Source organism: Streptomyces sp. NPDC050658, assembly GCF_044457025.1.
Lineage (GTDB): Bacteria > Actinomycetota > Actinomycetes > Streptomycetales > Streptomycetaceae > Streptomyces.
On record NZ_JBITGM010000022.1, the window covers coordinates 1 to 21,027 of the forward strand.

Annotated in this window: 17 protein-coding genes; 4 read left to right on the forward strand and 13 right to left on the reverse strand. The window is 72.0% G+C overall.

Annotated features, from left to right (window positions below):
* The first annotated feature begins 533 nt into the window (after positions 1-533).
* The gene (gene trpS, locus ACIBKX_RS40080) at positions 534-1,544 is read left to right on the forward strand and encodes a tryptophan--tRNA ligase (RefSeq protein ID WP_363277446.1); all 1,011 of its coding nucleotides are present in this window, start codon (positions 534-536) and stop codon (positions 1,542-1,544) included.
* A 78-nt stretch (positions 1,545-1,622) separates the two neighbouring features.
* Here trpS and proC read toward each other — a convergent pair whose 3' ends face one another.
* From proC to ACIBKX_RS40095, 3 genes are all read right to left on the reverse strand, one after another.
* A complete protein-coding gene (gene proC / locus ACIBKX_RS40085; protein ID WP_363277447.1) occupies positions 1,623-2,435 on the reverse strand; it encodes a pyrroline-5-carboxylate reductase in 813 nt (270 codons plus the stop codon).
* A 104-nt stretch (positions 2,436-2,539) separates the two neighbouring features.
* Entirely contained in the window at positions 2,540-3,277 is a 738-nt protein-coding gene (locus tag ACIBKX_RS40090) for an ABC transporter permease (protein WP_363277448.1), read from the reverse strand.
* Entirely contained in the window at positions 3,274-4,110 is an 837-nt protein-coding gene (locus ACIBKX_RS40095; protein WP_363277450.1) for an ABC transporter ATP-binding protein, read from the reverse strand. The genes ACIBKX_RS40090 and ACIBKX_RS40095 overlap by 4 nt, the downstream gene beginning before the upstream one ends.
* A gap of 356 nt (positions 4,111-4,466) precedes the next feature.
* Here ACIBKX_RS40095 and ACIBKX_RS40100 point away from each other — a divergent pair, with 356 nt between their 5' ends.
* Positions 4,467-6,068: a SulP family inorganic anion transporter gene (locus tag ACIBKX_RS40100; protein ID WP_363277451.1), complete on the forward strand. Its 1,602-nt coding sequence runs from the start codon at positions 4,467-4,469 to the stop codon at positions 6,066-6,068.
* On the opposite strand, the gene ACIBKX_RS40105 is transcribed toward ACIBKX_RS40100, so the two are convergent.
* Entirely contained in the window at positions 6,026-6,793 is a 768-nt protein-coding gene (locus ACIBKX_RS40105; protein ID WP_363277452.1) for a class I SAM-dependent methyltransferase, read from the reverse strand. The two genes, ACIBKX_RS40100 and ACIBKX_RS40105, sit on opposite strands and share 43 nt — an antisense overlap.
* Positions 6,794-6,827: 34 nt before the next feature.
* Positions 6,828-7,343 (reverse strand): EamA/RhaT family transporter, encoded by a 516-nt coding sequence (locus ACIBKX_RS40110; RefSeq protein WP_363277453.1) that lies wholly within the window; start codon positions 7,341-7,343, stop codon positions 6,828-6,830.
* 155 nt (positions 7,344-7,498) lie between these two features.
* Here ACIBKX_RS40110 and ACIBKX_RS40115 point away from each other — a divergent pair, with 155 nt between their 5' ends.
* Positions 7,499-9,736, forward strand: coding sequence for a serine/threonine-protein kinase (locus tag ACIBKX_RS40115; protein ID WP_363277454.1), 2,238 nt, complete (start codon positions 7,499-7,501; stop codon positions 9,734-9,736).
* A 38-nt stretch (positions 9,737-9,774) separates the two neighbouring features.
* On the opposite strand, the gene ACIBKX_RS40120 is transcribed toward ACIBKX_RS40115, so the two are convergent.
* The 5 genes from ACIBKX_RS40120 to ACIBKX_RS40140 form a co-directional block, all read right to left on the reverse strand.
* Entirely contained in the window at positions 9,775-10,062 is a 288-nt protein-coding gene (locus ACIBKX_RS40120) for an SH3 domain-containing protein (RefSeq protein WP_363277455.1), read from the reverse strand.
* A 123-nt stretch (positions 10,063-10,185) separates the two neighbouring features.
* Complete coding sequence (gene ilvD / locus ACIBKX_RS40125; RefSeq protein ID WP_363277456.1) at positions 10,186-12,039, reverse strand: dihydroxy-acid dehydratase; 1,854 nt, start codon at positions 12,037-12,039, stop codon at positions 10,186-10,188.
* 191 nt (positions 12,040-12,230) lie between these two features.
* On the reverse strand, positions 12,231-12,857 hold the full coding sequence (locus ACIBKX_RS40130; RefSeq protein WP_363277457.1) for a TetR family transcriptional regulator: 627 nt from the start codon (positions 12,855-12,857) through the stop codon (positions 12,231-12,233).
* A complete protein-coding gene (locus tag ACIBKX_RS40135; RefSeq protein ID WP_363277459.1) occupies positions 12,854-13,678 on the reverse strand; it encodes a sugar phosphate isomerase/epimerase in 825 nt (274 codons plus the stop codon). The genes ACIBKX_RS40130 and ACIBKX_RS40135 overlap by 4 nt, the downstream gene beginning before the upstream one ends.
* Before the next feature lie 69 nt (positions 13,679-13,747).
* A complete protein-coding gene (locus tag ACIBKX_RS40140) occupies positions 13,748-14,698 on the reverse strand; it encodes a Ppx/GppA phosphatase family protein (RefSeq protein ID WP_363277460.1) in 951 nt (316 codons plus the stop codon).
* A 71-nt stretch (positions 14,699-14,769) separates the two neighbouring features.
* Between ACIBKX_RS40140 and ACIBKX_RS40145 the strand changes: the two genes are divergently transcribed.
* Entirely contained in the window at positions 14,770-15,603 is an 834-nt protein-coding gene (locus ACIBKX_RS40145; protein ID WP_363277461.1) for a hypothetical protein, read from the forward strand.
* Between the two features lie 15 nt (positions 15,604-15,618).
* Here ACIBKX_RS40145 and ACIBKX_RS40150 read toward each other — a convergent pair whose 3' ends face one another.
* The 3 genes from ACIBKX_RS40150 to ACIBKX_RS40160 form a co-directional block, all read right to left on the reverse strand.
* Positions 15,619-17,322: a hypothetical protein gene (locus tag ACIBKX_RS40150; RefSeq protein ID WP_363277462.1), complete on the reverse strand. Its 1,704-nt coding sequence runs from the start codon at positions 17,320-17,322 to the stop codon at positions 15,619-15,621.
* Positions 17,323-17,384: 62 nt separating this feature from the next.
* Complete coding sequence (locus ACIBKX_RS40155; RefSeq protein WP_363277463.1) at positions 17,385-19,139, reverse strand: ABC transporter ATP-binding protein; 1,755 nt, start codon at positions 19,137-19,139, stop codon at positions 17,385-17,387.
* Positions 19,136-21,022, reverse strand: coding sequence for an ABC transporter ATP-binding protein (locus ACIBKX_RS40160; RefSeq protein ID WP_399377309.1), 1,887 nt, complete (start codon positions 21,020-21,022; stop codon positions 19,136-19,138). Before ACIBKX_RS40160 ends, ACIBKX_RS40155 begins: the two co-directional genes overlap by 4 nt.
* Positions 21,023-21,027: the final 5 nt, after the last annotated feature.

The window sequence follows — 21,027 nt, forward strand, 5'->3', positions numbered from 1 at the left end:
TTTCCCTTTCCGGCGGTTCCGACTCTATCAGATCCTTTCGGGCCTGATTCCCAGTCAGAGTGGGTTGTCCTCGCGGCTGTTGGGCCGTTCCGACGAGTGAGACTTTAGCGGATTCCTGGCTCCCGAGCTAATCGGGGGCGTCCTTTCGAACGCGGATTCCTCATTTCGCAAACACACATGAAAACGAACAGCAGACGGCTCACTGAAGAGACACGACGTCGATCGCTTGAATGGTTCTTGCGGAATGGCTGCCCGGGGACCGACCAAGTGGTCGACGCTCACGTCGGGCAACTCGGAGAACACTACGTATCGGCTCTGGGCGTGTCAACCCTGGGCCGCGACCCCACCCAGGGGCTACGGTAGGAGGCGTGACTACACATGCGTACACCCAGCTGTGGTGGGCCGCCTGAGGGCGGCCGTACATACGCATGTACTTCAACGGCCGCCGCCTCGGCGGCCGTTCGTGTTTCTCCCCCTGGAGGACCCGGAGCCCGGTCGTCGGGCCGGCGGTTCTGACCAGGAGGTAGAGAGAGATGACGCGGATCTTCAGTGGGATCAAGCCGACCGGGCATCTGACCCTGGGGAACTACCTGGGTGCCGTACGGCAGTGGGCAGAGGTCGACCAGCACCGGGCGGAGTCGCTGTTCAGCATCGTCGACCTGCATGCCCTGACCGTGGAGCACGATCCCGGCCGGGTGCGCAGGCTCAGTCGGCAGGCGGCGACGCTGCTGCTCGCGTCGGGGATCGATCCTGGGCGCGCCACCGTGTTCGTACAGAGTCATGTGGACGAGCACGCCCGGCTCTCCTATGTACTGGAGTGCGTCGCGACCGACGGCGAGATGCGGCGGATGATCCAGTACAAGGAGAAGTCCGCGCAGGAGCGGGCCCGCGGCGGGAGTGTGCGGCTGTCGCTGCTCACCTATCCCGTGCTGATGGCCGCGGACATCCTGGCGTACGGGGCGGACGAGGTGCCGGTCGGGGACGACCAGACGCAGCACGTCGAGCTGACGCGCGATCTGGCGGTGCGGTTCAACCAGCGGTACGGGGCGACGTTCGTGGTGCCGCGGGCGACGAATCCGAAGGTGGCGGCGCGGGTCATGGACCTGCAGGACCCGACGTCGAAGATGGGGAAGTCCCATGACTCGGGTGCCGGGATCATCTATCTGCTCGACGAGCCGGACGTGATCCGGAAGAAGGTGCTGCGCGCCGTCACCGACAGCGGGAGCGAGGTCGAGTACGACCGGGAGGCCAAGCCGGGGGTCTCGAATCTGCTGGAGATCCTCGCGTCTTGCGAGGGTGGGAACCCAGAAGCCTTGAGCGGTGTATATGAGTCGTACGGCGCTTTGAAGAAGGACACCGCCGAAGCCGTGGTGGAGCTGCTCAGGCCCGTGCAGGAGAGGCACAAGGAGCTGGTTGCGGACCCCGCGTATGTAGAGGAGGTGTTGCGGCAGGGGGCCGAGCGCGCCAGGGGGATGTCCAAGCCGACCGTGGACACCGCCTATCGCGCGATCGGTCTGCTGCCATCGGTGAACGAGTCCCGGTAGGAGCGTGGGCAGGCAGGCGCGTGCAGATGCGTGCGTTCGAGGTGTCGCCGGGGGCGTGTGGCCCCCGGCGGGGCGTCGTCAGGTGTTGTTGCCGGAGGCCAGTTCGCGGCTGCGGTCGCGGGCTGCTTCCAGGGCGGCGATGAGGGCGGCGCGTACTCCGTGGTTCTCGAGTTCGCGGATGGCGTTGATGGTGGTGCCGGCGGGGGAGGTGACGTTCTCGCGGAGCTTGACCGGGTGTTCGCCGCTGTCGCGGAGCATCACGGCGGCGCCGATCGCGGCCTGGACGATCAGGTCGTGGGCCTTGTCGCGGGGCAGGCCGAGGAGGATGCCGGCGTCGGTCATGGCCTCGACGAGGTAGTAGAAGTACGCCGGTCCTGAGCCGGAGAGGGCCGTGCAGGCGTCCTGCTGGGTCTCGGGGACGCGGAGGGTCTTGCCGACGGCGCCGAAGATCTCCTCGGTGTGGGCGAGGTGGGCGGCGGTGGCGTGGCTGCCCGCGGAGATGACGGACATGCCTTCGTCGACGAGGACGGGGGTGTTGGGCATGACGCGGACGACGGGGGTGTTGTCGGCGAGGCGTTCTTGGATGAAGGAGGTGGGGATACCTGCGGCGGCGCTGATGACCAGGCGGTCGGGGGCTACGTGCGGGGCGAGTTCGTCGAGGAGCTTGCCCATGTCCTGGGGCTTGACGGCGAGGATGAGGGTGTCGGCCTGCTTGGCGGCCTCGGCGTTGCTGACGGGTTCGACGCCGTAGCGGGTGCGGAGTTCCGCTGCGCGCTCGGCTCGGCGGGTGGTGACCAGGAGGTCGGCGGGGGCCCAGCCGGCCCGGATCATGCCGCTGAGGAGGGCTTCGCCGATCTTGCCGGTGCCGAGGACTGCGACGGGCTGGGGCATGTGTGGGTCACCCTCCAGGTGCGGGTCAGCGTTCGGTCAGCGGTACCGGCGGTCGGGCGGAGTGCCGGTGCGGCTGGGTGGGGTCATCCTCGCATTGGGGCGGGTCAGGCGGTGCGGCGGCGGAGGGTGGCGGCGCCCAGGGCGAGGACGAGTACGGCGCAGCCCGCGACGATGACGGCGTCGCGGACGAAGTCGCCGGTGACGGAGGGGTGGCGGAGGACTTCGTTCATGCCGTCGACGGCGTACGACATGGGGAGGACGTTGGAGACGGCTTCCAGGGCGGGCTGCATCTCGTCGCGCGGGGTGAACAGTCCGCAGAGGAGGAGTTGGGGGAAGATCACGGCCGGCATGAACTGGACGGCCTGGTACTCGGAGGCGGCGAAGGCCGAGACGAAGAGGCCGAGGGCTGTGCCGAGGAGGGCGTCGAGGAGGGCGACGAGGAGCAGCAGCCAGGCGGAGCCGGCGACGTCCAGGCCGAGGGCCCAGAGGGAGAGGCCGGTGGCGAGGGCGGACTGGATGACGGCGAGGGTGCCGAAGGCGAGGGCGTAGCCGGCGATGAGGTCGCCCTTGGCGAGGGGCATCGCGAGGAGGCGTTCGAGGGTGCCTGAGGTGCGTTCGCGGAGGGTGGCGATGGAGGTGACCAGGAACATCGTGATGAGGGGGAAGATGCCGAGGAGTGAGGCGCCGATGGAGTCGAAGGTCTGCGGGCTTCCGTCGAAGACGTAGCGCAGGAGCAGCAGCATCACGCAGGGGACCAGGAGCATCAGGCCGATGGTGCGGGGGTCGTGCAGGAGCTGGCGCAGGACGCGGGCCGCGGTGGCGAGGGTGCGGTAGGTGTTCATCGGGGGCTCCGGGTGCTGTCGCTGGTGCGGTCGGTGTCGCTGGTGCCGCCGGTGCTGTCGCTGCTGGTGGGGGATTCGTTGCGGGCTGCGTTGGCCTTGTCCACCAGGTGGAGGAAGGCTGCTTCGACCGTGTCGCAGCCGGTGCGGGTGCGCAGGGCTTCGGGGGTGTCGTCGGCGAGGAGTTCGCCTTCGCGGAGCAGGAGGAGGCGGTGGCAGCGTTCGGCCTCGTCCATGACGTGTGAGGAGACGAGGATCGTGGCGCCGCGGTCGGCGGCGATGGAGTGGAAGAGGTTCCACAGGTCGCGGCGGAGTACGGGGTCGAGGCCGACGGTGGGCTCGTCCAGGACGAGGAGTTCGGGGGTGCCGAGCAGGGCGACGGCGAGGGAGACGCGGCTGCGCTGGCCGCCGGAGAGGTTTCCGGCGAGGGAGTCGGCGTGCGAGGTGAGGTCGACGTCGGCGATGGCGGCGGTGACGTCGCGGTGGCGGCGGTCGGCGGCGGGGCCGGGGCCCGGGTCGAGGATGGCGGCGAAGTACTCGAGGTTCTGCCGGATGGTCAGGTCGTCGTAGACGGAGGGGTTCTGGGTGACGTAGCCGATGCGGGAGCGGAGTTCGCGGGAGCCCGCGGGGCGGTCCAGGACGTTCAGGGTGCCGGTGACCTTGGCCTGGGTGCCGACCACCGCGCGCATGAGGGTGGACTTGCCGCAGCCGGAGGGGCCCAGGAGGCCGGTGATCTGACCTGGGGGGACGGAGAAGGTCAGGGAGCGGAGGACTTGGCGGGGGCCTCGTACTACGGAGAGGTCCTTCGCCTCGATGGTCGGCTGGATATTCATCATGTGATGATTATTGCGCGCCGGGCGCCGGGGGCGTCAAGGCTTGGCTTCCGCTTCGTGGCGTGGCGTGGCGTGGCGCGGGACGGGTGCCGGGCGAGTACCGGCCAGGTGCGGGCCGGGTGCCCCGCGGTCCGGATTCCAAAGGGGGGGCGCTCGCGGCTTTCGGGCGGTGGGGGTGTGCTCCTGTGCTTCCGGGTTCACCTGGTGCTCACAGGGAATCCCGGAATGCCCCAACTGGCGTACGTGACAATGGGATTCAGGTCCAGGAACCCCCCTCGCCCGGGCCCGCCCACGCATCTCCCGTGTCCGTCCGTGCGTACGTACGCAGTCGGAGGTGCCGTCCCTTGTCCGTCCCTCGGATGTCCAAAGCGTTGTCCGTCCCTCGGTTCTCCCAAGGGTTCTCCCAGCTCTCGAAAGGGTTCTCCGCGGCTCGGAGTGATCTTGGTGCTTCTCTGGTCGTCTTTCTGGTCGCTCTGCCGCTCTGTGCCGGTGTCGCCGTCGCCTCCGGTGTGCCCGCCGAGCTGGGGCTGATCACCGGGATCGTCGGCGGGCTCGTCGTCGGGTGCATGCCCGGCAGCAGTCTGCAGGTCAGCGGGCCTGCCGCCGGGCTGACCGTGCTCGTGTACGAGGCCGTGCGGGCCTATGGGATCGGTGCGCTCGGGGTGCTCGTGCTCGGGGCGGGGCTGCTGCAGATCGGGCTGGGGGTGCTGCGGCTCGGGCGTTGGTTCCGGGCCGTGTCCTTGGCGGTGGTGCAGGGGATGCTCGCGGGGATCGGGCTCGTGCTGATCGCCGGGCAGCTGTATGCGATGGGGGACGCGGCGGCGCCCGCGGGCGCGGTCGCCAAGCTGGGCGGGCTCTTCCGTCTGGCCGGTCTCGCCGACCCCGCGGCCCTCGCGATCGGCGGCGGGACCGTGCTGGTCCTGGTGGTCTGGCCCCGGTGGCGGCGGGCCGCGCGGCTGGTGCCGGCGCCGCTGCTCGCGGTGGGGCTCGCGGCCGCGGTGACCGCGCTGCTGGGGCTGCCGGTGCGGCGGGTCGAGGTGCACGGTCTTGTCGAGGCGGTGCGGCCGCCGGGGGCTGCGGAGTTCGGGCGGCTCACGGAAGTGGGCGTGGTCGGTACCGTGCTGGCCTTCGCGTTGATCGCGTCCGCGGAGTCGCTGTTCAGTGCGGCGGCGGTGGACCGGCTGCACCAGGGGCGGCGTACCGACTACGACAAGGAACTCATCGCGCAGGGCACGGGCAACGCCGTCTGTGGGGTGCTGGGTGCGCTGCCGATGACCGCGGTGATCGTACGCAGCGCGGCGAATGTGCGGGCGGGGGCTCGGACCAAGGCGTCGCGGGTGCTGCACGGGGTGTGGCTGCTGCTGTTCGCGGCGGTGCTGCCGGCCGCGCTCGGGCTCATTCCGGTGGCGGCGCTGGCGGGGCTGCTGGTGCATGCGGGCTGCAAGCTCGTGCCTGTACGGGAGTTGAGGCCGTTGTGGCGGGAGCATCGGGGGGAGGCGGTGGTGCTCGGGGTGACGGCCGTGGCGATCGTGGCGACGGATCTCTTCGAGGGGGTGCTGGTGGGGCTCGCACTGGCCGTGGCGAAGACGGCGTGGGACATCAGCCATGTGCAGGTGGAGACGGAGGACCGGGGCACGGCGGGGCTCGTCGTGCGGGTCACCGGCAACGCGACGTTCCTGCGGCTGCCGAAGCTGCTCGACGCGCTGGAGGCGCTGCCGGGCGATCGGGCGGTGCGGCTGGAGCTTGCGGGGCTGCGGCATGTGGATCACGCGTGTGCGGCGGCGCTGGAGGGGTGGGCGGAGGGGCGGCGGTCGCGGTCACCCGCGCCGCCGGCCGGTGCGGCTCAAGGACCCGCGGCTCACGGACCCGCAGCTCACGGACCCGCAGCTCACGGACCCGCAGCTCACGAGTCTGCGGCTCAAGGGCCCGGGCGGGTCGCCACCAGTAGGTCGACGACGTAACCCTCCTCGACGAACCCGTCGGGGAAGACGGTCAGGAGCCGCGTGCGCTCCTCGGCGAAGAACGCGGTCGCGCGTTCCTCGCCGAGCACGAGGAACGCCGAGTGTGTGCCGAGCCCGGCGAGGTGCGTGTCGACGGAGACCCGGCGGGTCCAGCGGACCCGCTCCGCGCGGAAGTCCAGTGCGGACGTCAGCTCGCTGGTGCGGGTCCGGTCGGCGGTGTGCCGCGCGCCGTCGTCGAAGCCGAGGCAGCGGCTGATCCGCTCCCCCTGCTCGGCGAGCCACGGCAGCGTCGTGTCCGGGATGTTCCACCACAGGGCGAGGGCGCCGCCGGGACGCAGCACACGGACGGCCTCCGGTACGGAGCGGGTCTGGTCCGGCCAGTGCCAGGCCTGGGCGTACGTGATGAAGTCGGCGGAGGCGTCCGCGAACGGCAGGGCGTCGCCGTCGCCCCGCACCAGCGGCACCTCGGGCAGGGCCCGGCGGAACTCGCGGGCCATGCCCTGCCCCGGCTCCACCGCGACGACGTGCGCGCCGCGGTCGACGAGGAGGGCGGTCGCTATGCCGGTGCCCGCGCCGACGTCGATCACGTCGGCTCCGGCAAGGGGCCGGCCCGCCAGCGTTTCGGCGGCGTCGAAGAGGGCGGCGGGGTAGGAGGGCCGGTGCGCCGCGTACTGGGCGGCGGCCGTGTTGAAGGAGTGGGCTCGGCGCGAAGCGGGTGCGGTCATGTTCCGCATCCTTCCCCCGCGCCCCCGCGCCGCGTCAGGCCTTGCGCTCCTTGCGTCCCTTCCGGGACGGGTTGCCCGTGCGGCGGGACGTGCGCTTGGCGTACTGGGCCTGGGCCGTCTCGTACTCCTCGCGGTGCAGCTTCTCGCCCGGGGCCTCGGTGAGGGAGCGGAAGAAGTAGGCCAGGAGCGAGCCGACGAAGCCGATGGTCATCAGGCCGCGCATCGACGACTGCGCGGCGGGGTCGTGGCGCCGTGTGAACCCCTCCCACGTACGGCGGAAGGCGATGGCGCCGCAGATCGCGAACATGATGACGACCAGGAAGTTCACGAACGAACCGACGTCCGCGATCGCCATGCCGTCGTACGCGAACCGCAGCACGAAGCAGCCGGCCGCCGCCCCGAGCAGCGAGCCGGCCGCGACTCCGGCGCGCCGCAGGGCGTAGCCGTCGTCGTGGGCGACCCAGCTCGTGCCGAAGAAGCGGAGGGGCTCGGGCTGCGGGCCGGGGGCGGTGCCGGCCGCCGGGCGGGAGGTCTCGGAATCTGCGCTCACCCGTCGAGTATCGCGCGGCGGCGTGCCGCGGCCCCCGGCCGGTGCGTGCCGGGCGCGCCCTATTCGTCCCCCGCCTTGCCCTGCCGTACGGACCGGCCGCTAGTTTGTGCGGCAGAACACGTACGGGACGCACGGGGGACGGGAGGTCGGGGAGAGTGTCGCTGCGCGGAGGTGACCCGGCTGAGATCGGCGGATATCCGCTCGAGGCGCGGCTCGGTTCGGGCGGCATGGGCACGGTCTTTCTGGCGCGTACGGCTTCGGGGCGGCCCATCGCGATCAAGCTGATCCATCAGCAGTTCGCGGGGGACGAGGAGTTCCGCATCCGTTTCCGGCAGGAGGTCGCGGCGGCGCGGCGGGTGAGCGGCGCGTTCACCGCGGCCGTGGTGGACGCGGATCCGGAGGCCGAGCACCCGTGGATGGCGACGGCGTACATCGAGGGGCACACGCTCGCCCAGCGCATCGCCAAGCGGGGCCCGCTGTCCGGCGCGGAGCTGCGCACGCTCGCCATCGGTCTGACGGAGGCGCTGCGGGACATCCACCGTGCGGGCGTCGTGCACCGTGACCTGAAGCCGTCGAACGTCGTGCTGTCGTCCGAGGGGCCGCGGGTCATCGACTTCGGCATCTCGCGGGCGGCGGACCAGCAGACGCTGACGATGACGGGGCGGGTGATCGGCACGCCGCCCTTCATGTCGCCGGAGCAGTTGCAGGCGCCGCGTGGGGTCGGGCCGCGGTCGGATGTCTTCTCTCTGGGTACGTTGCTGGTGTACGCGGCGACAGGGCAGGGGCCCTTCGACGCGGACAGCCCGTACATGACGGCGTACCAGGTCGTGCACGAACCCCCGTCGCTCGGCGCGGTCCCCGCGGCGCTGCGGGCGGTCGTGGAGCCGTGCCTCGACAAGGACCCCGATGCGCGCCCCTCGGCGGACGAGCTCCTGGAGCGGCTGCGGGACCTACCAGTCGAGATGGGCGCGACGGTCGGCGCGAGCGGCAGTCGTACGCGGGACACCGATACTCAGCACCACCGGTCGGGGGACGGGGAGGACACCGGCACTTCAGACGCTCCGGACGACCCCGCCAAGCCGGAGGGCACCCTCATCGGCCGTCATCTGCGCCGCCGTTGGCGCCCGGTGCTCGCCACCGCCCTCGCGGTGGCCGCCATCGGGGGCGGCGTCGCGTGGCTGCAGCTGGACGGGGCGTCCGATACCCCGAGCGATGGTGGAAAGGGCCGCGAGGAACACACCGTCAGCGCCGCCGACGCACCCCTGCCCGAAGGCTTCCGGCCCTGGCGCACCACCGTGCCCAACGGCAAGAACCCCCCGGACGAGTTGCGCTGCGTACCCCGCGGCGACGCGCTGTTCTGCGGCGGCGGAGGTGTCGTCGCGTCCCGGCTGCGGATCTCCGACGGCAAGGAGATCTGGAAGGTCAAGAGCGACGGGGTACCGGTCGAGGGCATGCACATCGTGGGCGCCACGCGCGACACGGTGCTCGCCTACCGCCCGCCGACCGACGCGGGCGGGGCGACCAGCGCGCCGACAAAGGTGGTCGCCCTCGACGCCGAGACCAGCAAGGAGCTGTGGTCCACCGGAACCGGCGCGCAGTCGACGGCGCTGCTCGGCCGGACGCAGGACGCCGTGCTCTTCGGCTCCAGCGTCCTGACCGTCGACCTGGACCGCACCCGCATCGAGGCCCGCGAGGCCCGCGGCGGGGGCCGGCTCTGGTCGACGCCGATGCCCGCGGGCGCGGAATGCGTCCCGTACGGCGCGGGCGAGCGGCTGTACGCGGTGTGCGCGCCGCGCGCCGAGATCGAGAGCCTGGAGCTGGAGCACCCCGTGGTGCACACCATCGACCCCGAGTCGGGGGCGCTGGGCAAGGGCGTCGCGGTGCGGGGTCCCGTGCAGCCGGTGGGGGGCGACGAGCGGGGGCTCGTGCTCCTTCATCAGCGCATGAAGGGGCCGGAGTTCCTCGGGTACGACCAGGTGGTGCGGGTCGACGCGGGGAGCCGTGATGTCGCGTACCGGCCCCTGAAGAGCACGTACGGGGCGACGCCCGGGATGGTCGACGGGACCGTCTACTTCGCCGGGCCGACCGGTCTGATCAGCGCTGTCGATCCCGCGACGGGGCGCCAGAAGTGGTCACGGCAGACGAGCGTGGAGAGCGCATCGGGGCCGGTCGCCGGGGACGGCGCGCTGTACTTCAGCTCGGCCAGCGGCCGTGTCGTCGCGCTGACGCCCGGGGGCAGGACGCTGTGGAGCGGGGATCCGCGGGCCGAGGGGCTCGGCGGTGGGGTGAACTCCAGTCCACGCGTGGTGGTTTCGGGGCGGGTGGTCGTGGTGGCCACCGCCGGGAACACGGTGTTCTCGTTCGACGCGAAGAAGCCGCCTCGGTCAGGGTGAGTCCCCCGGCCTCGGCGGCTTCCGATGTGCGGGCTTGCTCAGCAGCGCGGCGCCACGTACCCGTCGCTGCCCGTGCGGACGTACGTGTCCGAGATGTAGCGGCCGCTGCCGATGCGGTCCCAGATGCTGGAGGTGCCGGTCGGGCCCGTGACGGTCTCGCCGGGGCGCTGGCAGTACAGCGTGACGCGGGAGCCGCCCTCCAGGCGGCCGACCTTCGGGTACGAAGTGCTGGGGCCCGAGCGGACGTTGACGTCCGCAGCCACCGGGTACGACTTGGCTGCCGCGGCCTCGGCGGCCAGTTCAGGCGTGATGACGTTCTCGCTCATGCTTCTGCTCCCCCGTGAAGCAGGGGCCGCTTTGGGCGGCCCCTGGCTTGTTCGTCGTGTATGTAGACGCTTGGGGGTGGTGGGACGGTTGCAGCGCGGCGTCAGCCCAGCTTCGACGGGGCGTCAGCCCAGCTTCGACACGTCCCGCACCGCGCCCTTGTCCGCGCTCGTTGCCATCGCCGCGTACGCCCGCAGCGCCGCCGAGACCTTGCGGTCGCGGGACTTGGGGGCGTAGACGCCGTTCAGGGACTCGCGGCGGCGGGTCAGCTCCGCGTCGGGGACGAGGAGTTCGATCGAGCGGTTCGGGATGTCGATGCGGATGCGGTCGCCGTCCTCGACCAGGGCGATCGTGCCGCCGGACGCCGCCTCGGGCGACGCGTGGCCGATCGAGAGGCCCGACGTGCCGCCGGAGAAGCGGCCGTCCGTGACCAGCGCGCAGGTCTTGCCGAGGCCCCGGCCCTTCAGGAAGGAGGTGGGGTGGAGCATTTCCTGCATGCCGGGGCCGCCCTTGGGGCCCTCGTAGCGGATGACGACCACGTCGCCGTCCTTCACCTGCTTGTTGAGGATCTTCTCGACGGCCTCTTCCTGCGATTCGCAGACCACGGCCGGGCCCTCGAACGTCCAGATCGACTCGTCGACGCCGGCCGTCTTCACGACGACGCCGTCCTCGGCCAGGTTGCCCTTGAGGACCGCGAGCCCGCCGTCCTTCGAGTACGCGTGGGCCACGTCGCGGATGCAGCCGCCAGCGGCGTCCGTGTCCAGGGTGTCCCAGCGCTCCGACTGCGAGAAGGCCTGCGCGGAGGGCTTGCAGCCCGGCGCCGCGTGCCACAGCTCGACGGCCTCGTCCGAGGGCGAACCGCCGCGCACGTCCCAGGCGTCCAGCCACTCCTTGACGGACGCGGAGTGGACCGTGTTCACGTCCTCGTGGAGCATGCCGCCCCGGTACAGCTCGCCGAGCAGCGCGGGGATGCCGCCCGCGCGGTGCACGTCCTCCATGTAGTACGTGCCGCCGGGCGCCACGTTCGGGGCGACCTTGGCCAGGCAGGGCACGCGCCGCGAGACGGCGTCCATGTCGGCCAGGGTGTAGTCGAGCCCGGCCTCCTGGGCGGCGGCCAGCAGGTGCAGGATCGTGTTCGTGGAGCCGCCCATGGAGATGTCGAGCGCCATGGCGTTGTCGAAGGCGGCACGGGTGGCGATGGAGCGCGGCAGGACCGACGCGTCGTCGTCGCCGTAGTAGCGGTGGGTGATCTCGACGACCGTCCGGCCGGCACGCTCGTACAGCGCCTTGCGGGCGGTGTGCGTGGCGAGCACCGAGCCGTTGCCGGGGAGCGAGAGGCCGATGGCCTCGGTCAGGCAGTTCATGGAGTTGGCGGTGAACATGCCGGAGCAGCTGCCGCAGGTCGGGCAGGCGTTCTCCTCGATACGGAGGATGTCCTCGTCCGAGATGTTCTCGTTCACCGCGTCGCTGATCGCGTTGACCAGGTCCAGTTTGCGGACCGTGCCGTCGACCAGCGTGGCCTTGCCGGCCTCCATGGGGCCGCCGGAGACGAAGACCGTCGGGATGTTGAGCCGCAGGGCCGCGTTCAGCATGCCGGGGGTGATCTTGTCGCAGTTGGAGATGCAGATCAGGGCGTCGGCGCAGTGCGCCTCCACCATGTACTCCACGGAGTCCGCGATCAGGTCGCGGGAGGGCAGCGAGTACAGCATTCCGCCGTGGCCCATCGCGATGCCGTCGTCCACCGCGATGGTGTTGAACTCGCGGGGGATGCCGCCGGCGGCCTTGACCGCCTCGGAGACGATGCGGCCGACCGGCTGCAGGTGGGTGTGGCCGGGCACGAACTCCGTGAAGGAGTTGGCCACGGCGATGATCGGCTTCCGCCCGATGTCGGCACCCGGTACACCGGAGGCGCGCATAAGGGCGCGGGCGCCCGCCATGTTGCGGCCGTGGGTGACTGTGCGGGACCTGAGCTCGGGCATCGTCGCTCGCTCCTTCAGGATCTACGGAGTGACTTCAGGGGTCTGGGGAGACTTCACGGAGAAAAGAGAAGTCTCGACTGTTGTCGAGCGTACGCCGCCGCTCCACGATCTGGACAGGCTGTCCGGATTGCGGGACGGCCGTCTCGGTGAGCGGCCTGCGCAGGTACTCCCGGAAGCCTCACAGGGGCCGCTCAAGGCCCGGTCAGATGCCCCTGGACCACCGGTGCGATGCGCGCGATGATCACTTCCGGGTCCGCCGACGCCAGCGGCTCCACCTGGACGACGTACCGGAGCATCGCGGTCCCCACGAGCTGCGCGGCCGCGAGTTCCGCCCGCAGTTCCGCGTCCGGCTGGTCGACGCGGCGCGCCATCCTGCCGAGCAGCTGCGCCATGATCAGGCGGCGGAAGACGGCCGCCGCCGTCTCGTTGTTCACCGCGGACCGCACGATCGCGAGCAGCGGCGTACGGGTCGCGGGGTTCTCCCAGATGCCGAAGATGAAGCGGGTGAGGCGCTCGCCGACCCCGTCGAGCGGGCCCTCGATCGCCTGGGGCGCGTCGAGCGCCGGCGCGAAGGCGACCTCGATCGCCGAGGCGAAGACCTGCTCCTTCGTGCCGAAGTAGTGGTGCACCAGCGCCGAGTCCACCCCGGCGGCCTTCGCGATGCCGCGTACGGACGTCTTCTCGTACCCGCGCTCGGAGAACTCGGTGCGGGCCGCCTCCAGGATGCGGTCCCGTGTCGCCGGGCCCTGTGCCGACTCCGTACGCGAAGGGCGTCCCCTGCGGCGCGGTGCCGTGCCGCCCTGTGCCGCCGGCGTCACGAGCGGGGCACCTTCACCGCGGACGCCAGATGCAGCCGCGTATAGGCGAGGGCCTCGGCGAGATCGGCCTCACGTTCGGCGCTGGACATCGCGCGCCGCGTATTGACCTCGATGACGACGTGCCCGTCGAAGCCGGTCGTCGCGAGGCGTTCGAGCAGTTCGGCGCAGGGCTGGGTGCCGCGGCCCGGCACCAGGTGCTCGTCCTTGGCGGAGCCCTTGCCGTCGGCGAGGTGGACGTGGCCGAGGCGGTCGCCCATGCGGTCGATCATCTGCATCGCGTCCGTGCGGGCGGTCGCGGTGTGGCTGAGGTCGACCGTGAAGTGGCGGTAGTCGTCCTTGGTGACGTCCCAGTCGGGGGCGTACGCGAGCATCTCGCGGTCGCGGTAGCGCCAGGGGTACATGTTCTCCACGGCGAACCGGACGTCCGTCTCGTCGGCCATCCGCCAGATGCCCTCGACGAAGGCGTTGGCGTACTGCCGCTGCCAGCGGAAGGGCGGGTGCACGACGACGGTGGACGCGCCGAGCTTCTCAGCGGCGGCCTGGGCCCGCTGGAGCTTGACCCAGGGGTCGGTGGACCAGACCCGCTGGGTGATCAGCAGACAGGGGGCGTGTACGGCGAGGATCGGGATGCGGTGGTAGTCGCTCAGGCGGCGCAGGGCCTCGATGTCCTGGCTGACCGGGTCGGTCCAGACCATGACCTCGACGCCGTCGTAGCCCAGGCGTGCCGCTATCTCGAAGGCCGTCGCCGTCGACTCCGGATAGACCGAGGCCGTCGACAGGGCGACCTTCGCATCCGGGATGCGCACCACTGGTTCTGCCACGAGGGACAGCGTACGGGCCCCGCAACGGCGCCGGGGAGGTGGTCCCGGGCCACCCGCCCGTGGGTCATGTCACCGGGGAGTGATCGCCTCCGGTGTCGGCAGGTGGTCGAGGCGGCGCAGGATGACGCCCTCGCGCAGCGCCCACGGGCAGATCTCCAGGGTCTCCACCCCGAAGAGGTCCATCGCGCCCTCCGCGACGAGCGCGCCCGCAAGCAGCTGGCCCGCCCGGCCCTCGGAGACGCCGGGCAGCTCGGCTCGTTCCGCGGCGGTCATCGCGGCGAGCTGCGGGACCCAGTCCTCCAGGGACTTCCGCTTCAGTTCGCGTTGTACGTAGAGGCCCTCGGCCGAGCGTGCGGCGCCGGCCAGCCTGGCGAGCTGCTTGAACGTCTTCGACGTCGCCACGACATGGTCGGGGTTGCCGAAGCGGCTGAACTCGCCGACCGTGCGGGCGATCTGGGCGCGGGCGTGCCGGCGCAGCGCCTTCACGTCCGCCGGGTCCGGCGGGTCCTGGGTCAGCCAGGCGGAGGTGAGACGACCCGCGCCGAGCGGCAGGCTGACCGCGGCGTCCGGTTCCTCGTCGATTCCGTACGCGATCTCCAGGGATCCGCCGCCGATGTCGATGACCAGGAGCTTTCCCGCCGACCAGCCGAACCAGCGGCGGGCCGCGAGGAAGGTGAGGCGAGCCTCCTCGGCGCCGGTGAGGACCTGGAGGTCGACGCCGGTCTCCTCCTTCACGCGGGCCAGGACCTGGTCCGCGTTGCTGGCCTCGCGGACCGCTGAGGTCGCGAAGGGCAGCAGGTCCTCGACGCCCTTGTCCTCGGCCGCCTCCAGGGCGTCACGGACGGTGGCGACCAGGCGGTCGACGCCTTCCGGGCCGATGGCGCCCGCCTCGTCGAGGAGCTGGGCCAGGCGCAGGTCCGCCTTGTGCGAGTGCGCGGGCAGCGGTCGGGCACCGGGGTGGGCGTCCACCACCAGCAGATGCACCGTGTTCGAACCTACGTCGAGGACACCGAGTCTCATATACGGAACGCTACTGCGCGCACGGCGGTCGCTGGTCCTCGGACCGGGTACGGCGCGCATACCCTGGAGTCGTGCCAAAGACGAAAAAGGCGAAGACCGACAAAACGAAGTCGAAGTCGAAGAAGAAGTCGGGGAAGCCGGAGAAGGCGGTGTCGCCGGACGAGAAGGGGATTGACTTCGCCCGCGCCTGGGTGGAGTTCCCGGACCCGGCGGACGACGAGCAGGTCTTCCGCTGCGATCTGACATGGCTGACCTCTCGGTGGAGCTGCATCTTCGGCAGCGGCTGCCAGGGCATCCAGGCGGGGCGCGCGGACGACGGCTGCTGCACGCTGGGGGCGCATTTCTCGGACGAGGACGACGAGAAGCGGGTCGCCGGGTTCGTGGACCGGCTGACGCCGGAGATCTGGCAGCACCACGACGTCGGTACGCAGACGGGGTGGGTGTCGACGGACGAGGACGGCGAGCGGCAGACCCGTCCGTACAACGGGTCGTGCATCTTCCAGAACCGGCCCGGCTTCGCCGGGGGCGCGGGGTGTTCGCTGCACATCCTCGCCCTCAAGGAGGGGCGCGAGCCGCTGGAGACCAAGCCTGACGTGTGCTGGCAGCTGCCGGTGCGGCGGACGTACGAGTGGATCGACCGGCCGGACGACACACGGATCCTCCAGGTGTCGATCGGTGAGTACGACCGTCGGGGCTGGGGCCCCGGTGGGCACGATCTGCACTGGTGGTGCACCTCCGCGACGTCCGCGCACGGTGCCGGGGATCCGGTGTACGTGTCGTACGGCCCCGAACTGACCGAGCTGATGGGCAAGGCGGGCTACGACCGCCTCGTGGAACTCTGCGAGGAGCGCCTGGCGTCGCAGCTGCCACTGCTGGCCCCGCATCCGGCGGATCCGGTGAAGTAGCGGCCGGCGGACCCGCTAGCTGCCGCTCGGGCTCGGTTCTCCCGTGCTGTCCGTCGGCGTCGGGGTCGGGTCCGGCTCCGAGGGGGTCGGGGTGGGTGTCGGCGTCGGGTCCGAGGGGGTCGGCGTGGGCGTCGGTGTCGGGTCCGGAGGCGTAGGCGTCGGGTCCGTCGGTGTCGGGCGCGGGACCGGAGTCGTCGGGCCCGTCGCGCCGCCGTAGCCGTCGATCGAGATGATCGCCCCCGCCGGGGCGATGGAGACCCGCGCGCTCCAGTGCCCCGCGGGCTCGCGGCTGTGGTCGACGTACACCCGGATCGTGGACGTCTCCCCCGGCTCAAGCGTTCCCGACGAGCGGCTCAGGTAGAGCCAGGAGGCGCCCGCGCTCGCCGACCAGTGGACCGGCTTGCCGCCCGATGCCGTGAGGGTGATCAGTGTCGTGCCGCCGCTCGGCTGCGCCGACACCGTCAGGCGGCCGGGTCCCGTCGACGAGCGGGACGGGGGCGAGCCCGGGCTGATGACCTCCACGGAGACGTCCGGCGAGTGGCTGCCCGCGGTGAAGCGCGGGTCGGGCGGGGTGTGCGCGTTGCCCGCGTTCTCGTAGTCCTCGCGGCGGCGGTCGCCGTCCATGCTGCCGGGGCCGCCCGCCTCGGTGGCGCTCACCGACGTGCCGTCCGCGCCCTCCCCCGTCAGCGGCGCCCCGCGATAGGCCGCCCACAGCGCGAGCACCGGCGCCGCCACGACCGTCGCGACGACGGTCGTCGTCAGGGCCCGCGCCCGCATCCGGTCGCGGCGGGCCGCGTGGTCCTTGGGGTCCATGGGGAAGCCCCGCCGGTCGAAGCGCGGACCGCCGCCCCGCGCGCGCGGGACATGCGCCATCGCCACGTGCACGGCGGGCCGCGGCGCCTCGATGACCGGCAGCGCGGCGGGCGAGGCCGCCGTCCCCGGCCAGGCCCCGGAGCCCGCGCGCTCGGCGGTGATCCGGCAGCGCGGGCAGTCGTCGACGTGCCGGACGAGCTCACCGCGCAGGGCCGTGCCGAGCAGCAGCTGGTTGTCGCCGGTGAGGCGGGCGACGATCGGGCAGGTGCCGGTCTCCACGACGGCGAGGGCGGCCCGTGTGCGCTCCACCTCGCAGGCGGCGGAGGCGAGCAGATCGCGGGTCCTGCCGAGGTCGAGGCCGATGACGGCGGCGACCTCCTGGGGGGCGAGCTGATGGCGGACGGCCAGTTCGAGCGCCTCGCGCTGCTCCGGCGTGGTGCCCGCCGCCTCCGGCCAGGCCAGCCGGGCGAGTTCGCGGCGCCGGTGCCGGGCGGTCTCGTCCGGTACGTCGGTGGAGGCGTCGGCGTCGGCGGGCTTCGCGGCGTGCGCTCCGGAGGCGTGCGCTCCGGAGGCGTGCGCTCCTTGCCGCTTGCGCCGGGCGTCGGCGAGGGCCCGCAGGCAGACCCAGCGCGCGAGCGCGTACAGCCAGGGCCTGAGGTCGGACGCGGCGGCGGGGGCGCGCGAGCCGCGGCGCTCGGCGATGGCCAGGACATCGCCGAGCGCCGCGGTCGCGGTGTCGTGATCGCAGAGGACGGACAGGCAGTACGTGAACAGGCCGTCCAGGAAAGGTTCGTAGCGTGCGGGCGGCGTCTGCGGCACCGAGCGGGGCACCACGCGCTGGCGCGCGTCTCTGTGCGCCCGGTGTGCGCCGGTTGCTTGCGTGGGGGATTCCGGCCTGCTGCTCATCACCCGTGCGAAGTTAGGCGGATGATGCCGGGCCTCTCTCGCCTCTTGAGCACATTTAACCCTTACGGGTGAACAGATCCCTCAAAAGGGGACAGGAACCCATGATTCCGTGACCCGCCCCCGGTCGAGAGACTCCAGAAGTCGGCATAGCGGCCGCCCCGCTGCAGCAGCTCCTCGTGGCTGCCCTCCTCCACCACCCTGCCCCCGTCCAGGAAAGCGATGCGGTCCGCGCGCCGCACGGTCCGCATCCGGTGCGCCACCATCACCACCGTCCGGCCCGCCATCAGCCGCTCGACGCCCTCGTGGACGGCGGCCTCGTTCACCGGGTCGAGCGCGGAGGTCACCTCGTCGAGCAGCACGATGGGCGCGTCCTTCAGGAGGGCCCGCGCGATCGAGACCCGCTGGCGCTCGCCGCCGGAGAGCAGCGCGCCGCCCTCGCCGACATGGGCCGCCCAGCCGCCGGGCAGCCGCTCGATCACCTCGTCGAGGCGGGCCGCGCTAGCCGCCGCCCGGACCTCGGCCGCATCGGCGCCCGGACGTCCGAGGCGTACGTTCTCCTCGATCGTGCCGTCGAAGAGGTACACGTCCTGGAAGACGACGGCGATCCGCGCCATCAGCTCCTCGGTGCCGATGTCCCGTACGTCCACGCCGCCCACCCGCACCGCGCCCGCGTCCACGTCGTAGAAGCGGGCGAGCAGGTGCAGCAGGGTGCTCTTGCCCGCGCCGGACGGCCCGACCACGGCGAGCCGCTGCCCCTCGGGGACGGTGAGCGTGGCGCCGTCGATCACCGTGCGGTCCCCGTGCCGGAAGGCGACGGAATCGAAGGCGACGTCGTGGCCCGTCGGCCGGACCGGTTCGGCGGCCTCCGGCAGCGGTTCCGTGCGCAGCACCGTGTCGAGCCGCTCCAGCACGGAACGCGCGCCGCGGAGTTGGCCGCCGACGTCCGTCAGCGAGAGCACCGGGGCCGCGCAGCGGGCGGCGAGCACAAGGATCGTCAGGACCTCCGCCACGCCGATGTCGCCGCCGAGCGCGAGATACGCCCCGAGGACGAGCAGCACGGTGAACACGACCTGCACCGTGAGCGTCAGGCCCACCGCGCCGGGCAGCGCCGACAGCGTGGACCCGCGGGACGCGCGCCGGACCTCCCGCAGCGCGTCGTCGAGCAGCCGGAAGCGTTCGGCGCTCCGGCCGCCCGCGCGCAGCACCGGCTGGGCCCGGAGATATTCGATGACCCGCCCGGTGGCCTCGTGGTCGCGTTCGGCGGCCTCCGCGTCTGCGGCGGCCGTCGAGCGGGCCGTCCGGATCTGGATGACTGCCACGACCGGTACGGCGATCGAAGCGGCGAGTCCCAGCTGCCAGTTGAGGGCGGTCATCACGGCGAGGATCGTCAGGGGGGTCACCGCGGCGGAGACCAGCGGCGCGAGGAGATGCGCGATGGCGCCCATCGCCCGCAGGACGCCGCTGCCGGCCAGGACCGACACCTCGCCGACGCGTGCGGCACCGTACCAGCCGACGGGCAGCCGGGCGAGATGGTCGCCGATGCGGTGGTACATGCCGCGCAGCAGCGCGGCCCCGACGAGGAAGCCGGAGAGATCGCTGACGTAGCGCAGCACCGCGTACACCGCGATCGTGCCGCCGAACGCGGTCAGCCAGGGCCAGGCGTCCTCGGGGGCGGGGCCAAGGAGCGCCCGCAGCACGGGCACGAGGAACGCGTACGAAAGACCCTCGATCACGGCGGCCGTCGCCATCAGGGCGAGGGTGCGGCGCAGCGGCCGGGCGTACTCACGGCCCAGGACACGGAGGAGCGTCTGGATCATCGGGGTTCGTCTCCTCGTGCCGTACCGGCGTGGGCCGGTGCGTCGTGGACTTGTGCCGTGTCGGTGGACGCCGACGCGTGGGAGCGCCAGAACTCCGCGAACTTCCCGTCCCGCGCGAGGAGTTCGGCCGGGCTGCCGCGTTCGACGATCGCCCCGTCCGCCAGCATCACGACGGTGTCGGCGTCCGTGATCGTCTCCAGGCGGTGGGCGATGACCAGCACCGTCCGCTCGCCCTCCAGGCCGGCCAGGGCCCGGCGCACCGCCTGCTCGGTCTGCGGGTCGGCGAAGGCGGTCGCCTCGTCGAGCACGAGGACGGGGGTGTCGGCGAGCAGCGCGCGGGCGAGCGAGATCCGTTGCGCCTCGCCGCCGGAGAGTCCGGCGTCCTCGCCGATCACCGACTCGTATCCGCCCGGCAGTTCGAGGATCCGCTCGTGGATTCCGGCGAGGCGGGCGGCGCGCACCACGTCGTCGGGGGCGGCGTGCGGTACGGCGAGGGCGATGTTGTCGGCGACCGAGGCGCGCAGCAGCCGTACGTCCTGGAAGACGAAGGACACCGTCCGGTAGAGCTCCTGGCTGCCGAGTTCGCGCAGATCGACGCCGCCGAGGAGCACCGAGCCGTGCGTCGGGTCGAAGAACCGCGGCAACAGCTGGACCAGCGTGGACTTTCCGCCGCCGGAAGGGCCGACGAGCGCGGTGACCGTCCCCGGTTCGAGGACGAGGTCGATGCCGCGCAGCACCTCGCGCCCGGCGTCATACCCGAAGCGGACGTCCCGCAGCTCCACCCGGTGGCCGCGGGGTGCGACCGGGTGGGCGGGTTCCGGCAGGTACGGCACCGCGAGTACGTCCCTGATCCGGCCGACCGCGCGCCGCGCCGCCTGCATGTCGTCGAAGCCGTGGCCGAGCGCGGCGACCGGGGCGGTCAGACCGAGGCCGAGCAGCAGGAAGGGCAGCAGGTCGGCGGGGGCGAGGCCGCCATTGGTGATCAGGGCCGCACCGCCGGTCAGCACGACGAGCAGCACGAACGGCGGCGAGAGGACCAGCTGCATCCCCGCGGCGGTCCGGGAGATGCCGTGCACCCAGCGGCTGAAGGTGGAGACGAACTCGTCGGTGGCCGTGCGGAACCTGTGGTGGGCGCGCCCGGATCCGCCGAACGTCTTGACCACCGCGATGCCCTGCACGAACTCGACGACGGAGTCGGTGATCCGCCCCATCGCCGCGTCGAACTCCTCCTGTTCGCGCAGCCGGGCCGGGGTCATCATCAGCGGCACCAGCGCGATCGCGAGCACCACCGGTATCAGCGTGATGAGCGTGAGCCGCCAGTCGACGGTGAACAGGTAGACCAGCGAGGCGAGCGGCACGACGAACGCGGAGACGAGTTCGCCGGGGGTGTGCGCGATGAACGGATGCACGGCGCCCACGTCGTCGCCGACGACCTTGGCCAGCTCACCGGTCCGGCGCCGCGAGAACCAGCCGATCGGTACGCGTCCCAGGCGGGCGGCCAGTTGGCGGCGGAACGTCAGTTGCACCTTGCCGTCGAGCAGGTGGCCGATGCCGGACGAGGCGGCCGTGCACAGCAGTTGGACGAGGAGGCCCGCCGCGCCCGCGGCGACCACGGACCAGACGTGGCCGTCGTCGGCCGGGCCCGGCGCCGGCAGGGTGCGGCCCAGCTCGACGACCGCGAGGAGCGGTGCGAGGCCCGCGAGGGCGCCGACGACCTGGAGGGCGACCACGGCGGCGAAGCCGGGGAGGTGGGGGCGTAACAGCCCGGCCATGGTGGGTGGATCCGATGGTGGAGGCGATGGTGGACGCGACGGTGGAGGCGACTTTCGGAACATGTTCCGAAAGTAACACCGAGGCGAGCCGTCGCGCACCCGGTCGGACATACGGC